The organism is Mucilaginibacter limnophilus, assembly GCF_004005815.1.
Lineage (GTDB): Bacteria > Bacteroidota > Bacteroidia > Sphingobacteriales > Sphingobacteriaceae > Mucilaginibacter > Mucilaginibacter limnophilus.
On the sequence record NZ_SACK01000003.1, the window covers coordinates 366490 to 382702 of the forward strand.

General features: G+C 40.0%; 15 protein-coding genes and 1 tRNA gene. 14 read left to right on the top strand and 2 right to left on the bottom strand.

Translation table 11 applies throughout. The annotated features are described in order from the left end of the window. Positions 1-9: 9 nt before the first annotated feature. On the bottom strand, positions 10-1335 hold the full coding sequence (locus EOD41_RS10600) for a TolC family protein (protein WP_127704769.1): 1326 nt from the start codon (positions 1333-1335) through the stop codon (positions 10-12). Positions 1336-1688: 353 nt separating this feature from the next. Here EOD41_RS10600 and spt point away from each other — a divergent pair, with 353 nt between their 5' ends. From spt to EOD41_RS10655, 11 genes are all read left to right on the top strand, one after another. After that, on the top strand, positions 1689-2894 hold the full coding sequence (spt, locus tag EOD41_RS10605) for a serine palmitoyltransferase (RefSeq protein ID WP_127704770.1): 1206 nt from the start codon (positions 1689-1691) through the stop codon (positions 2892-2894). A 79-nt stretch (positions 2895-2973) separates the two neighbouring features. Next, positions 2974-4089 (top strand): hypothetical protein, encoded by a 1116-nt coding sequence (locus EOD41_RS10610; RefSeq protein WP_127704771.1) that lies wholly within the window; start codon positions 2974-2976, stop codon positions 4087-4089. Next, a complete protein-coding gene (locus EOD41_RS10615) occupies positions 4086-5072 on the top strand; it encodes an NAD-dependent epimerase/dehydratase family protein (protein ID WP_127704772.1) in 987 nt (328 codons plus the stop codon). Before EOD41_RS10610 ends, EOD41_RS10615 begins: the two co-directional genes overlap by 4 nt. A gap of 30 nt (positions 5073-5102) precedes the next feature. Continuing rightward, a complete protein-coding gene (locus tag EOD41_RS10620) occupies positions 5103-6428 on the top strand; it encodes an inositol-3-phosphate synthase (RefSeq protein WP_127704773.1) in 1326 nt (441 codons plus the stop codon). 200 nt (positions 6429-6628) lie between these two features. After that, complete coding sequence (locus EOD41_RS10625) at positions 6629-7000, top strand: GtrA family protein (protein ID WP_127704774.1); 372 nt, start codon at positions 6629-6631, stop codon at positions 6998-7000. A gap of 15 nt (positions 7001-7015) precedes the next feature. Further along, positions 7016-9580 (top strand): DUF5686 and carboxypeptidase-like regulatory domain-containing protein, encoded by a 2565-nt coding sequence (locus tag EOD41_RS10630; RefSeq protein ID WP_127704775.1) that lies wholly within the window; start codon positions 7016-7018, stop codon positions 9578-9580. An 18-nt stretch (positions 9581-9598) separates the two neighbouring features. Continuing rightward, a complete protein-coding gene (locus EOD41_RS10635) occupies positions 9599-10363 on the top strand; it encodes a CDP-alcohol phosphatidyltransferase family protein (protein ID WP_127704776.1) in 765 nt (254 codons plus the stop codon). A gap of 216 nt (positions 10364-10579) precedes the next feature. After that, positions 10580-11200, top strand: coding sequence for a sterol desaturase family protein (locus tag EOD41_RS10640; RefSeq protein ID WP_127704777.1), 621 nt, complete (start codon positions 10580-10582; stop codon positions 11198-11200). A gap of 1 nt (position 11201) precedes the next feature. Beyond that, positions 11202-12131: a phosphatase PAP2 family protein gene (locus tag EOD41_RS10645; protein WP_127704778.1), complete on the top strand. Its 930-nt coding sequence runs from the start codon at positions 11202-11204 to the stop codon at positions 12129-12131. Between the two features lie 150 nt (positions 12132-12281). Beyond that, positions 12282-12962 carry a hypothetical protein gene (locus EOD41_RS10650; RefSeq protein WP_127704779.1) on the top strand — a complete coding sequence of 227 codons (681 nt, stop codon included), beginning with the start codon at positions 12282-12284 and terminating at the stop codon, positions 12960-12962. Between the two features lie 99 nt (positions 12963-13061). Then, positions 13062-13562, top strand: a complete 501-nt coding sequence (locus EOD41_RS10655) for a CAP domain-containing protein (protein WP_205780541.1) — start codon at positions 13062-13064, stop codon at positions 13560-13562. A gap of 206 nt (positions 13563-13768) precedes the next feature. On the opposite strand, the gene EOD41_RS10660 is transcribed toward EOD41_RS10655, so the two are convergent. Beyond that, positions 13769-14032 (bottom strand): hypothetical protein, encoded by a 264-nt coding sequence (locus EOD41_RS10660; protein WP_127704781.1) that lies wholly within the window; start codon positions 14030-14032, stop codon positions 13769-13771. 57 nt (positions 14033-14089) lie between these two features. Between EOD41_RS10660 and hscB the strand changes: the two genes are divergently transcribed. From hscB to EOD41_RS10675, 3 genes are all read left to right on the top strand, one after another. Beyond that, on the top strand, positions 14090-14614 hold the full coding sequence (hscB, locus tag EOD41_RS10665; RefSeq protein ID WP_127704782.1) for a Fe-S protein assembly co-chaperone HscB: 525 nt from the start codon (positions 14090-14092) through the stop codon (positions 14612-14614). Between the two features lie 11 nt (positions 14615-14625). Further along, positions 14626-14709: transfer RNA gene (locus EOD41_RS10670), tRNA-Leu, on the top strand. Positions 14710-14829: 120 nt separating this feature from the next. After that, positions 14830-16044 carry a site-specific integrase gene (locus EOD41_RS10675; RefSeq protein ID WP_127704783.1) on the top strand — a complete coding sequence of 405 codons (1215 nt, stop codon included), beginning with the start codon at positions 14830-14832 and terminating at the stop codon, positions 16042-16044. The last annotated feature ends 169 nt before the right edge of the window (positions 16045-16213 follow it).

Sequence of the window (16213 nt, forward strand, 5' to 3'; positions counted from 1 at the left end):
CCGGTTTGGTTATTGTACTGCAAGCGTGCCCGATGCGCGTTCCACATCTATCCTGCTTGACAGTAATTGAAATAAAGCGTTGTAATAATTAAGTTGAGCTGTGCGTAAATCAGTTTGGGCCACAATAACATCAAGGTATACTTTTATACCTTCCCTGTACTGCAGACTTACTACATTAAATACATCCTGAGCCAGCTCCATGTTTTGTTTGGTTAACACCCATGCAGTGTAATTGCTTTTATAATTAGCCATTGCCTGCACATATTCAGTATTAATTACATTCTTTACATTAATAATGTCCTGATCAACACGTTCTTCCTGCAAGCGTGCCTTCCTTAGATTTTGAATACGGCGTGTTCCCTGGAAAATAGGAATACTAAGCGATAAACCTACATACCCATTTGGGAAGGTGTTATCATACAGGTTTGATAAACTGCTGTTGGCATAAATCAAATTGTATGCACCCACTGCCGATAATGAAGGAAGGAAACCCCACTTATAATAGCTTACGTTAAGGTTTTGCAGCGATTTAGTAGTTAGCAGTTGCTGATACTCGATACGTTTGGTAACATCAAGTATCTGGTTGGTATCAATAGTTGCTTCGGCTACATAACGTGCAGAATCATACTGAAGAGAAAGATTGGTATTAGCGTTTACACCCATTATTTGTTTCAGATATGCTTCGCGGCTTTTTATGGCCTCAGTAGTTTGTTTGCGGGTAACCATGGCATTGTTAAGCGCGATAGTGGCTTGTTTGAAGTCAATTTTATCAGTAACACCTGCTTCGTAACGGCTGCGTGCATCTTTAAGACTGCGTTGCAGGCGGGTGATGTCTTCATTAGTGATACTTAGCTGCCTTTGAGAAAGCAGCACATCAAAAAATGCCTTGCTTACTTCTGATACAACATCAATGCGGTTAAGCTGTGAATTTTGGCGGTAATATTGCCTTGAAAAACGTGCTGTACGCGATGCCAGGAAAACATCATTATTATATAGTGTTTGTGTGGCCTGTACACCAAGGTTTGAAAGGTTTCGGATATCAGTAGTTACACCGCCCGGTATATTGGCCGCGCCGGCAACCGGACCACCTTTAAAATAGTGTTGTACTGTACCGGTACCATTAACCTGCGGAAGCCAGCCCGACAGGCCAATACGAATATCACGTTCGTTTATTTCTTCATCAATGGCAGCTTGTTTAACAGCCGGCTGATTTTTCAGGGCAAAGTCGATACATTGCCTTAAAGTAAGGTTTCCTTTTAAGGTATCGGCAGTTGTTTGCGCGAAAATAGTGACAGGCAGTGTAAGACAGAGTATTATTAATATGTGTTTTTTCATGTTGGCGAAAAGCGCGATGATTATTAAGAAGCCGCAAAATTTCTATAAAATCCTCAATAATCAACCTGTATTTTACTAAAATGTTATTGATATGACCAAAATATTAATAACAACAAAATATTTACGTAAAGGTTATGTTACGTTTTTTGGCACATTATTTATTTTCCTTATTTAAGGCATCGCCATCATGATTTTTGAAAATTTGACAATTTTTAAATAAAATTTTTGATTACTTTGCCTTTTAGATTTTAAATAATCTGATTAATAAGCAGTATTAAAAAAATTACACCGCAACGTGTGGTGATATTGCTTATTCATATTATTTTTACAAAAAATTTAAGCAGGGTTAATGCATGGGTAAAAAACTACACCAAAAAATTGCTCAGTTCCAGGATGCGAATATGATCCGGGAAAAAGGCTTATATCCTTTTTTCAGGCCTATTGAATCGGGCCAGGACACTGAGGTTATTATTAATAATCAGCGGGTACTCATGTTTGGTTCTAACTCTTATTTAGGTTTAACCAATCACCCTAAAATTAAAGAAGCTTCAAAAAAAGCAATTGACAAATACGGCACGGGTTGTGCCGGTTCTCGTTTCTTAAACGGTACGCTTGATATTCATATCGAACTGGAAAACCGTTTGGCTAATTATGTAGGCAAAGAAGCCGCCGTTTTATTCAGCACCGGTTTCCAGGTAAACCTTGGTGTACTTTCGTGCATCACAGGCCGTAACGATTATCTGATACTCGACGAATATGACCATGCCTCGCTTATCGATGGCAGCCGTCTTTCATTCTCAAAAGTTATTAAGTACGCGCACAATGACATGGCCGACCTTCAGCGCAAGCTGAGCATTCTTCCGGAAGAAGCTGTTAAGGTTATTGTTGTTGACGGTATCTTCAGCATGGAAGGCGACATTGTTAAATTGCCTGAAATTGTAAAACTGGCTGAAGAATATGGCGCAAACATCATGGTTGACGATGCACACAGCTTAGGTGTTATCGGCGAAAAAGGTTCAGGTACCGCGTCACACTTCGGCTTAACCGATGAGGTTGACCTGATTATGAGCACCTTCAGTAAATCACTTGCCTCATTAGGTGGTTTTATTGCCAGTGACGCCGATACAATTGATTATTTAAAGCATCGTGCACGTTCGCTAATGTTCAGCGCCAGCATGACACCGGGTTCGGTAGCCAGCGTTATAGCCGCGCTTGATATCATCGAATCAGAACCTGAACGTATAACCAAACTTTGGGATAACACCAACTACGCTACCAAATTATTCCTTGAAGAAGGATTTGATATAGGCGCATCAGAAAGCCCGATATTACCTATATATATACGTGATAATGATAAGACCTTCCTGGTAACCAACCAACTCCAGCGCGAAGGTATATTCGTAAATCCGGTTGTGTCTCCGGCAGTACCATCAGACTCATCACTGCTCCGCTTCTCGCTAATGGCCACACATACATTCGACCAGATAGACGAGGCGGTTGAAAAAATAGCCAAAGCCTTTAAGGATGTTGGCGTAACAACAATAAAAGAAAAAATATAACACAATATAAAAGGTGTGCCGCAAGGCACGCCTTATTTGTTTCCAATTAAAACACCTCATCCCCCACACCCCTATCAACATGAGCCAGATAGTTCCGGTTAAGTCGAAAAAAGAACTTGCCGCGTTTATTGATTTTCCGCACGAGTTACACAAAAACGATCCGAACTATGTGCCGGAACTGTTTATTGCGCAACGCGACCTGCTAACCACTCATCCGTTTTACAAACACTCAACTTTACAGGCGTTTTTGGCGTATAATGGGGATAAGATTGTAGGCCGGATTGCAGCTGTATGGAATACTAACCATAACACGTTTAACAACGTAAGCGATGGTTTTTTTGGTTTTTTTGATTGCGTAAACGATCAGGCTACTGCAAACTCATTGTTTGAGTCGGCAAAAAACTGGCTTAAAGAAAAGGGCGCTACCAAACTTGTTGGGCCTGCAAACCCATCAACGAACGAAACCTGCGGCCTTTTAGTAAAAGGTTTTAACAAGCCACCGGTTGTAATGATGCCTTATAACCCGGAGTATTACGTTGAACTCCTGGAAAGGGCTGGTTTTACAAAACAGGTTGATTTGTTTGCCTATAGCTGGACAGGTCAGCAATACAACGACAAATCGCTGCAATTGCTTGATAAGCTGCAGCAGCGCTTAACGCGCAGCGACATCATTATTCGTAAAATCAATTTAAAAAAGTTTAAAGAAGAAGCCGCTGCTCTCCGTGAAGTTTACAACACGGCTTGGGATAAGAATCTTGGCTTTTTCCCAATGACCAACGAAGAGTTTGATTATACAGCTAAGGATCTTAAAATGATACTCGACCCGGACTTTTGCGTGCTGGCCGAGCAGAACGGAAAGATTGTTGGTTTTGGCGTAGCTATACCCGATATTAACCAGATACTTAAAACCATTAAAAAAGGCAGGTTATTGCCTACAGGCATTTTTAAGCTATTACTTAATAAAAGCAAGATACGGGGTATCCGCATTATGCTGCTTGGGGTTGTTGAGGGTTACCGTAAAATGGGTATCGAGGCTTGCTTATATGGTAATATCATCAAAGAGTACCGTCGTAAAAATCTTGATTACGCCGAAGCCAGCTGGACACTTGAACACAATGACATGGTAAACAGAGCTATTGAAGCCATTGGCGGTGATCAGTATAAAACCTACCGTATTTACGAAAAAACTATATGAGGGACAGGGTTTTAATAACCGGTGCGAGCGGGTTTGTAGGGTTTTCATTAATTGAAGAAGCGCTTAAGAATAATCTTGAGGTTTTTGCCGCTGTTAGAAAAAGCAGCCGGGTAGATCATTTGAAAGATCTGGAAATACAGTATATTTACCCCGATTTTTCCAGCCAATCGTCCTTACAAAAGCTAATTGAAGAATACCGTATAAATTACATTATACATGCGGCAGGTGTAACCAAGGCCCGTTCGCAGCAAGAGTATAGTGTTATAAACGCACGTTATACTTTTAACCTGGCGCAGGCAGCTGTAAATGCCAATACTAACTTTAAAAAGTTTGTATTGATAAGCAGCCTTGCGGCTATAGGTCCGCTTGAAACACTTAGTGGCATAATTACACCTGAAACAAAGCCAAATCCGGTAACAGCTTACGGTCGTAGTAAACTTGATGCGGAAGAGCGATTACAAAGCGTAAAAGGTTTAAACTTTACCATTATCAGACCTACGGCTGTTTACGGCCCGCGCGATAAAGACATTTTCATCTTTTTTAAGCAGGTTAGAAAAGGCATTGAGCCATACATAGGTAAAAAAGCGCAAAAGCTCACTTTCATTTACGTAAAGGATTTGGCAAAAGTAAGCTTAAAAGCGCTGTATGCAGGCGATGGCAAGGCATATAACATAAGCGACGGAAATTTTTATGACAAATATGCGTTGGGTAATATCACAAAAAGTATATTAAATTTGACAGCACTAAAATTAACGCTGCCTTTAGGGTTAGTAAAAGTGATAGCCGCAATTGCACAAGGCGTAAGCTCTATGCGAAATAAGGCTTCAGCGTTAAACATTGAAAAACTAAAAGAGCTTAATGCCGCAAACTGGAACTGCGATATTGAACAGGCAAAGCACGATCTGGGATTTTATCCTGAATATGATCTGGATAAAGGATTGCATGAAACGTTAAACTGGTATAAAGCAAATAAATGGCTTTAAACCTCACAGATAAATAAAAGTAACAATTAAATGAAACACATTATTAAACCTGCTGAAGGTAAATTAGGAATTTTACTTCCGGGATTAGGCGCGGTGGCAACCACCTTAATTGCGGGTGTTGAATCAGTAAAAAAAGGATTATCAGAACCCGTTGGCTCGCTTACCCAAATGGGCACTATACGTTTAGGCAAAAGAACCGAGAACCGTAAACCAAAAATTAAGGACTTTGTGCCACTGGCTGGTCTTAATGATATAGTTTGGGGTGGCTGGGATGTTTACTCAGATAACGTTTACGAGGCAGCAACAAAAGCTGCGGTGTTAGAGCGTCATCATATTGAGGCTGTTAAGGAAGAATTGGAAAAAATTGTTCCGATGAAAGCCGCTTTTGATCGCAGCTACGCTAAAAACCTTGATGGCACTCACGTTAAAACCGGTACCCGTTATGAGCTTGCTCAGCAGCTGATGGAAGACATCACCAACTTTAAAGAGCAAAATGGCCTTGACCGTGTGGTTATTGTTTGGTGTGCTTCAACCGAGGTTTACAATGAACCTATTGATATCCATAACAGCCTTGAAGCTTTTGAAGAAGCTTTAAAAAATGACGACAAGCGTATTGCTCCGTCAATGCTATATGCTTATGCTGCATTGAAATTAGGCGTGCCTTTTGCTAACGGCGCCCCTAACCTAACTGTTGATATCCCTGCAATGGTGGAGTTAGCAAAACAAACACAAACTCCTATTGCCGGTAAAGATTTCAAAACAGGTCAAACCCTGATGAAAACTATTTTGGCACCAGGCTTAGCTATCCGTGCTTTAGGTGTAAAAGGCTGGTTCTCTACAAACATCCTGGGTAACCGTGATGGTTTAGTGCTTGATGATCCGGAAAACTTCAAAACTAAAGAAGTATCAAAAGAAAGCGTGTTAACTGATATCCTTAATGCACAAGACAGTCCTGAACTTTATGGCGACCTGTTCCACAAAATACGTATCAACTACTATCCTCCGCATGGCGATAACAAAGAAAGCTGGGATAACATCGACATCTTTGGCTGGTTAGGCTACAAAATGCAGATCAAGATCAACTTCCTTTGCCGCGACTCAATTTTAGCGGCGCCAATTGTTCTTGACCTGGCCCTGTTTAGCGATTTTGCCAAACGTGCCGGCATGAGCGGTATTCAGGAATGGTTATCATTCTACCTGAAAAGCCCGCAAACCGCGCCGGGCTTACCAGCAGAGAATGACGTGTTTAAACAATTGATCAAATTAGAAAACACTCTACGTTACCTGATGGGTGAAGATTTAATTACTCACCTTGGTTTGGATTATTATGAAGAATTAGTAGAAAGCAACTACTAGCTTCTTCTTCGCTCAATAAATAAAGCCCGACTAAACATAGTTTCAGTCGGGCTTTATTTATATCTTATTAATTAAAGCGTTTTTGTAACTTTGCGGCCTTTTGCTGATCTAATAAAACACAAACTATCAGCTGGTACAATTATTAATACTGATAAGTGGCATTTAACATACTGCCTGCAGTATAATAAGTTTTAATAAATATGGCAACTTTTGTAAAGGCGCAGGCTTCGTCGTTAATATCGACAATTATTGACTTTACAACCACAATTGTTTGCAATCATTTTTTTCATCTTTGGTACGTTTATTCAAACTTTACAGGTACGGTAGCCGGCGGGGTAACAAACTTCGCGTTGGGGCGCTTCTGGGTGTTTGACGCTCAAGAAAAAAATGCCCCTAAACAAATGGTTAAATACATTTTGGTTTGGATGGGAAATTTAGGACTTAACAACGGTGGCGTTTATTTATTTGTGGATTTTTTTCATATCGACAAATATATCTCCAAGATAATCGTCTCTCTTGTAGTGGGTATTGGTTACAACTACGTCATGCAAAAAAAGTTTGTGTTTGCATAATTGCGTTTACATTACATGGTTTATACATTTAGTTACAAAAAACTATACTTATTTCTGTTTTTTATCTTCGGCACTGTAACAGCATGTGCACAACGGACTGTTGTTAGCGGCAGCGTTGTTGATGCCCGTACTAAAAAGCCAATTCCTTTTGCGTCTGTAGCATTTCCGGGTACTACAATTGGTTTAACCACCAATTCTGACGGAAAATTTTCACTGATAAGCGTTAAGGCGCAATCACGGCTGCAGGCATCGTTTATTGGATACAAAACAAATATTATATCAATTACCCCAGGAGCTACCCAAGAAATTACCATACGCCTCACTCCTGAAGCTCAGGAACTTGACGAGGTAGTGGTAAAAGGAGCTAAAAGAACCCGTTATACCAATAAAAACAACCCTGCAGTTGAACTGATACGCAAGGTTATCGAAAACAAAGAAAAAAACCAGCCCGAGAACTACAATTACGTTGAATACAAAACCTACGACAAGATGCAGTTCTCGTTCCTTAACGTTTCTACCAAAATACCTGAGAAGAAATTTTTCAGAAAGTATAAGTTTATTTTTGATAATCAGGACAGTACAACAGTACCCGGTAAAAGACTGCTTCCCTTTTATTTAAACGAAAAAGTATCTCAAACATATTATCGTAAAAATCCAAAGGATACCCGCACTGTGGTTTTGGGTGAAAAAGGGGTAAACTTTGGCGCTGCCTTTGATACCGAAGGTATAGGCGGTTACTTTAAACATATGTATGCCGAGGTGAATATTTACGACAATAATATTTTTCTGCTTACTAACATGTTTTTAAGCCCGATTGCCGGTGCATCACCTACTTTTTATAAATTTTTTATTACAGATACTATTACCACTGAAAAGAATGAAAAACTGGTTGAATTAAGCTTTACACCGCGTAATACTAACGATATGCTTTTTGAAGGGATGATTTATATCACTCTTGACGGTAACTACGCGGTACAACGGGCAGTATTGAATATCAACAAAAACATCAACCTTAACTTTGTTAAATCAATGCGGGTTGACCTTGATTTTGAGCAGAACCCTGATGGCCGTTATCACCTTAAGCGAAGTAACACGATGGCCGATTTTGGATTGAATAAAGACAAAAAAGGAGGGCTATTCGGCATACGAACGTTAACCTTTGACAATTATATAATTAATAAGCCGTTGCCCGATACAGCCTACCGGCACGAATCAAGCCTTGTATCTGACGAGGCTAAACATCGCAGCGATGACTTTTGGCGGCAGAATCGTTTGGATACATTATCGGTTGCCGAATCAAAAGTTTACAAAAATATCGACAGCTTAACCAATATGCCATCTTACCGGCGTATGGTTGATATTGCATCAGTTTTTTTGTTCGGATATAAGGGTTTCGGTAAATTTGAAGTTGGCCCCGCCAGTACTTTTTACAGTTTTAATCCTGTAGAAGGATTCAGGCTTAGGGTTGGCGGACGTACTACCCCCGAATTTAGCAAACGCCTTATGTTTGAAACTTATGGTGCATATGGTTTTAATGATGAACGATGGAAATTTTTTGGATCGGCAACCTATTCACTGGCAGGTAAAAACAAGCTTATATATAAATTCCCTCAACATTACTTAAGAGCAAGCTTTCAACGCGATGTTAAAATACCGGGGCTCGAGCTTGACTTTATTCGAGAGGATAACTTCCTGTTATCCTTCAAGCGCGGCGTAAATGATAAATACCTGTACAACGATTTTTATAATTTTGATTATGTTCGCGAATTTGAAAATCACTTTTCATACAATTTAGGCTTTACAAAATGGACACAGGAGCCAGCTGGCGGTTTATATTTTAATACTTTAACACCCGCAGGCCTTGTAAACGACCATCTGCTAACCACCAGTGAGCTTAGCTTAAATTTGCGCTATGCACCGCACGAAGAATTTTATCAGGGTAAAATTTACCGCACGCCGGTAATTACTAAGTACCCTATTTTGAGTTTGCGATATACACGCGGTGTTAAAGGGCTGTTTGGTGGCGAATATAACTATGATAAATTAGTTGGACGTGTTGATAAACACCTGTTTCTATCGGTATTTGGTTATGCTGATATAGGCTTGGAGGCCGGGCAGATATTTGGCAAGGTTCCTTATCCCCTGCTGGTAATTCACCGAGCTAACCAAACATTTGCTTACAATATCAACTCATACAACTTAATGAACTTTATGGAGTTTGTGAGTGACCATTATCAGTCGGTAAGTATAGACCAGCACTTCTATGGCTTCTTCTTCAACAAAATCCCGTTATTCAAAAAACTAAAATGGCGCGAAGTTGTCTCCTTTAAAGCTTTATATGGAGGGCTGCGTGACGAGAACAACCCGGTTTTACACAGCGATTTATATGAGTTTCCAAAAGATGAAAACGGCCAGCCGGTGACTTATTCATTGGGGAAAACTCCATATGTTGAAGGAAGCGTTGGTATTGAAAATATTTTTAAATTTATACGTGTCGACCTTGTGAAAAGATTTAACTACCTGGACAACCCAAACGTTGCTGAATGGGGTGTGCGTGCCAGGATATCATTTGATTTTTAACGCTATAACAAATTATTTATGGCACAACAAACCACCACAACTACAACCACTACATTACGTACCAGCCTGCAATTGGGGATTTATAAAGTTATTGACCCCTTTGTAAAGGTACTTATTAAAATAGGCCTAACCCCTAATGCCGTAACATCAATAGGCTTTATACTAAATATTGGTGTAGCTGTTATATTTATTGCAGGTGCCGAAACCGGCGCACGCATAGATTTCACTTATGTAGGCTGGGCCGGCGGGCTTATACTGTTTGCAGGTCTGTTTGATATGCTTGACGGGCAGGTAGCACGCTTAGGCAATATGAAATCAACTTTTGGAGCACTGTATGATTCAGTGTTGGACAGATACAGTGAGCTAATTATGTTTTTAGGAATTTGTTACTACCTTGTAGCGCATCACTACTTTTTAAGTTCTTTATTCGCTTTTGTTGCTATGATAGGTTCGATGATGGTGAGCTATGTGCGCGCCCGTGCCGAAGGGCTGGGTGTTGAATGTAAAGGCGGTTTAATGCAGCGCCCCGAGCGGGTAGTTACCATTGGTTTGTGTGCGTTGTTATGCGGCATACTATCAAACTACATTGGTGGTGACTATAAATTATATGTTCCGGGCATAAAATATCACGTGTTTGAAACTATGTCGATATTTACCTTGCCTATAACTTTACTGGCCATATTAACTAATATAACGGCTTTTAACAGACTTCGCGAAGCAAAAAAGGCGCTTATGGAAAAGGAGTTTGGCCAAAGATCATTTGAGCAAAAAGATCAGGAATAGCAATTTTCACATTACTGTAAAACGTCAAATTACATTAACATTAGTGGTACGAACTGGCAGAAATATCCTATCTTCGTATCTATTTCTAAAGGCAGGTCATCCTAACATATCCTGATAAAGTTGTATGTGAAGATGCCTAATGTGTTATACATGGAACAAAAGGTATTGATACAGCCCCAGGTAATAAAATTATTGATGTTTTACCCCTGAACGGCCATGAAACGAAACTTTGTATCTAACTCGCCCGAGTCGGTGAGGATGTTTAAAAATGATTTTCTCGAAAGCTTGTCAAAGGTATCTTTTTATGTTCCTTTGATAATTTATATTCCTGTAATTGCTGTGTGCATTTACTATGCTTTTGCAGTAGATGGCCTTAACATAGGCACCTTTTTCGGATTGATATTGGGTGGTTTATTTGTTTGGACTTTTACTGAATATATTTTGCACCGCTTTGTTTTTCACTTTGTGCCAAAAGCGCCATGGGCTTTACGTCTGCACTTTATATTTCATGGTGTTCACCACGATTACCCAAGCGATGCCAAGCGTTTGGTAATGCCGCCATCAGCAAGTATCCCGCTGGCAACCGGTTTTTATTTTTTGTTTAAATGGTTGCTTCCTTTTGGTTATGTAAATGCATTTTTCCCTGGATTTATTTTGGGATACTTGGTATATGATATTTCGCACTACGCCATCCATCATTTCAACTTTAAAGGTGCTTTCTGGAAAAAAATAAAGCAGCACCACATGCTGCACCATTACTCTGACCCTTCAAAAGGCTATGGTGTAAGTTCGCCATTGTGGGACAAAGTATTTCGTTCAGACTTCATAAAAAAGTAACATGCTAAAAACTGCAAACGCAGTTACACCTAAATCGGTTATTACTGTTTCGGTACTTTCTATAGTTTACTTGCTTTTATCGTGGTTGCTTGTTGGTTTTAAAACCGATCAGGTGGTGCTTGTACTGCTGTTTCACCTGTTTTACTATGCTACTCCCATAAGTCGTAAGTTCATTATTGGCTTTTCAATATTTATTGTGTATTGGATAGTGTATGATTATATGAAGGCCTTTCCTAATTATAATTACAACACTGTACACATTGCCGACCTTTATAATTTTGAAAAGCATACCTTCGGCATTCATACCAATGAGGCCATACTAACACCTAATGAATATTGGCGCGTACATAACAATACTTTTTTTAATATAATTACAGGCATTTTTTATTTATGCTGGATACCTGTGCCAATGGCATTCGCTGTGTTCCTGTTTTTCAGGAACCGCAAGCAGTTCATTTGTTTTTTGCTAACCTTCTTTTTTGTGAACCTGCTGGGGTTTGTGGCGTATTACACCTTTCCTGCTGCACCACCGTGGTATGTACAGTTTCATGGTTTTGAATTTATAAAAGGTACGCCTGGTAATACGGCAGGGCTTGCAAAGTTCGACGAGTTTTTTAACACCGGCATATTTAAATCGATTTACGCTAAAGGATCAAACGTTTTTGCCGCGATGCCTTCATTGCACTCGTCGTACCCTGTTATTGTGTTGTTTTATGGCCTGCGCAACAAACTGGGCTTAGTTAATATATTTTTTGCTACTGTGATGGTTGGCATTTGGTTTTCAGCTGTATATACCAGTCATCATTATGTGCTTGATGTAATATTTGGAGTTGTTTGTGCGCTGGTTGGTATATTACTATTTGAAACGATTATTGCGCGGATACCGTCTGTAAGCAGATTTATTAATAACTACGCCCGGTACATAGAATAACATGTACTAAAAATTATATTACCCATAATTGTGTATAGTATATACAGCACATCTGTTTAATAACAAATTAATTATTTTACTTCAACATACGTTTTAAACACTTATTGAAATATTGGGGCATTAAGGCATGTTATTTGCGCTTGCAGTAGCATGAAACACTTTTTCATTTCTTTACTGTTTTTAGCCGTTTCAAAGTTTTCTTTTGCAGGCGATCTTGATAGCCTTCGCATGAAGCTTAAAAATACTCAAAATGATTCATTACGCGCCCCTATATATGCCCAGCTTGCAGCTGAATATTTAAAGTATGATACAATAAGCAACCGTGTTAAAAGAATGATGTATCAAAACGAAGCGCTTATAAACTCGATGCAGGCCTTACAGGTATATAGTAAGTACAGCGATACTACGGGTATGCGTACAGCATTTGATTATTTATCAAAGTTATACCTGAAACAACAGCGGTATAGCCAGGCTAAGTGGTTTACCTTACAATCAAATAACCTCTCGCGCATTAAATCAGATGTGCCAAATATTATTCAATCCCTCAAGCAGCTTGCCGCTATAAAGAACGCTTTAAAAGAGTACAAACTTGCCGAACAGGACATAAACGAAGCGGCATACATTGCCAGCAATGGTTATACTTATATGCCTGATTCGGTTAAAGAAGCACAAACCAAAAGGCTGTTAAAAAAGAAAAATCTGACAGCAACTGTTAAAATGAAAAAATCAACCCGCAAATCAACCGCGGCTTTAACAGCTATCACAGCTGCTAATACTAAAAAGAATAAGGCGATAAAAGCTGACGCCACAAAAAAATTAGCATCGTTATAATTCGGTTAAACTACTTGCTTCGTGTATTGTCTCATACATATGATGAGGATGATATGGAAGAGCACCTGTATGCTGACGTTAGTATTTTGCTTAAGCAGCATGAGCGCATCAAAAGGTGATAGTATAGATTTCAGGAACGAATTTTTAACACGTATAAATAAAATCAGGCAGCAAGGCTGTAAATGCGGCACACAACAAATGCCACCGGCCCCACCACTGGTTTGGAATGAGTTATTGGAAAAGGCCGCGCAAGGCCATGCTGAAGATATGTATAGAAAGCATTATTTTAGCCATCAAAGTAAAGACGGACGTAAAATACAGGACCGGATAACGACTGCAGGCTACACTTTTAAAGGGTTTAGAAGCTTTGTTATTGGTGAAAACATTGCTTACGGGCAGCAAAGCATCGAGGAAGTACAAAACGGCTGGTTTAAAAGTGAAGGCCACTGCCGTAACCTGATGAATCCGGAGTTTAAAGAGATAGGCGTAGCCTGGCACAACAAATACTGGGTGCAGGATTTCGGCGGGAGGGAAACGTTTACTCCTGAGCAGCAACTCATGATAAAAAAAGGTGCCCGAATAATTCAGAAAAGAGGATAGTTAATACTTTGTTATTCACCTTACAAGTTCAGCTCCGTCTATCAATAAAGATTTGCCCGATATTGCAATAATCTTACACTGCACATCGGCAGCTTACTTGTAATGCTTAGTTTGGCTACCCCGCGTAACGCTAATCAATACCAAATCGATAATATCTGATGCGAATAGCCTTCCTAAGCTACCCAATCATTTACCGGGAAGAATATTTAGTGTTCCTCTTTCTTTGTTTCTGCTTTAATGAAATTAACCAATTGCTGCTGCTGCTCATGTGTCAGGTCGCCAATACCAGTATACTCCCAATTGTCTGTTTCGGTATCATACATAACTTCACCCATTCCTACAGGCCCCTCATGCACCTTATAAATACCTGTAAGATATGATGCCCCGCCAAAAGTTTCAATTACCGGTGTGATAATTAATTCAATTGTTCCGCCTGATGTGTTAAGATGTATGGTTTTTGCTTCTGTCATGATTTTATAAATTGGTTACGGTTACGTACACTCACTAAAAGTAGTAATTTTACAAGTATGAACTATTTTGAGTTTTATAATATACCCGAATCATTTTTAATTGATGAAGGCGCGCTTAAAAAACAATTTTACGCGTTAAGTAAACAGTATCATCCTGATTTTCATGCTACTGAGGACGAAGATAGGCAACAGGAAATACTTGAGCTTTCAACATTAAATAACAAGGCGTATCAAACCCTTGCTGACCCTGCAAAACGACTTGAATATATTTTAAAAGAGCATGGCTTGCTTGAAGAAGGCGCCAAACCACAACTTCCTGCAGATTTTTTAATGGAAATGATGGATATTAACGAGCGCTTAATGGAAATAGAGAATGCCGACCAGTTGGCGGCAATAAGTGCCGAAGCTGCTGCCGTTGAGGGTGATATAGTACGGGAAATATCTGAATTAACTGCAAATTACCCTACCCTTAACTATACAGCAAAAGAAGACCGGCTGAGCGAAATAGTAAATTTATACTACAGGCAAAAATACCTGTTGCGAATTAGAGAGAGTTTAGATACATTTGCAGCCCGGTTCTGAAAAGAATAAATGCCCAGATGGCGGAATCGGTAGACGCGCTGGTCTCAAACACCTGTGGCCGCAAGGCCGTGCCGGTTCGACCCCGGCTCTGGGTACACAAGTTGGGATTCTGGAATTTTGACAATTCCAGAATCCCTTTTAAAATGCTCTAAAAGGCATTTTGCTTTCTCTTTCCTTAGCTTATTGGGTGCTAATCATTCCGACATTATTCCGACATGAATAATTCAGGTGATATGTACAACTTCAGTGTCAAACTGTGGTACAACAAAAAACGTATCGCAGCTAATGGCTTGGCATCGCTGTACCTACAGGTAATTTTAAACAGCCGCCATAAAGAATTTCCTTTAAAACTCAAATGGCCTGCAGATCGAATTGATCTTGCAGCAGGTACGCTATTGCCTAAAAAACGCGGTGATCAGGAAGTGAACGATCTTAATATGATCATCCTGGATACGATGGGCAAGTATAACGAGGTTGTGATTAGGTACCGAATGAAGCAAGCCCCCATTGACCTGGTAACTTTTACACGGGAAGTGACCACCGGTGATAAAAAAGCAAACTTGGTATCGTGGATGCGCAATGAGATAGTTATACGCTACAAACGCAAAGAGATTGGAAAGCGTAGCTATCTTAATCACAACTCCGCAGTGGCAGCAATGGAAGCCTTTGATAAGTGCTGGCCGTTTGATCAGCTCGACGTTAAGTGGATGAAGCGCTTTAAAACGCACCTGGTAGCTGAGGGCTACAGCCCCGGGGGTGTATGGAGTATCATAAAATCATTGAAAGCTTATTTGCAATTTTCCCGGCTTGAACCGATGCTGCACGTAGACGAAGCCGTTGCTGGCTTTCCCAATCCGCTACCAACCTGGAATACTACCTTTCTCACAAAAGACGAGGTTCGATTGCTTATTATCTTGCTTCGGTCAGGCAATTTGCTCGACACCGAACTGACGGTGCTGCGCGCTTTTTTATTTCAATGCTTCACGTCGTTAAGGATATCTGACGTTTACCGCGTAAATGCAAAATGGCAACTTTCTGACGGGTACCTTGATTTTATACCCAAAAAAAATGAAAAGAAAGGCAAGTGGGTACACGTACCCATTATGCCTATGGCGATGAATTTTGTAAGCAATACACTGGATAAATATTTTGAATTGCCTAACGAAGCGGAGTACAATGAAAAACTTAAAGCGATCGCTCGCAAAGCTGGTATTAAAAAACGGCTAACAAGCCATGTTGGCCGGCATACTTATGGTTATCTGTTTATGACTACAATGGGCAACCTGAAAGCTTTACAGGAAATAATGGGGCACAGTAAGCTTGATACAACAACCAGGTACGCACACTTAGACGACGAGTACAAAACGGCGTCGGTAAACAAGATACAAGAAGGGTTCAATGATCTCTTCGTAAAAAGAAAGCCCCGGTGATGTGCCGGAGCTGTAAATTATTGTTCGGATAGTCGCTTTTTGACTGCGGTAAAGTACGTTAAACGTCGTACCTCTGTCTGGGCCGTATAGTACTCGTGCATTTGTTTATGCACTTCCGGATGTACACGCTTTAACCACCTTATCATAAAACTATTAATGTGGGCTTCAT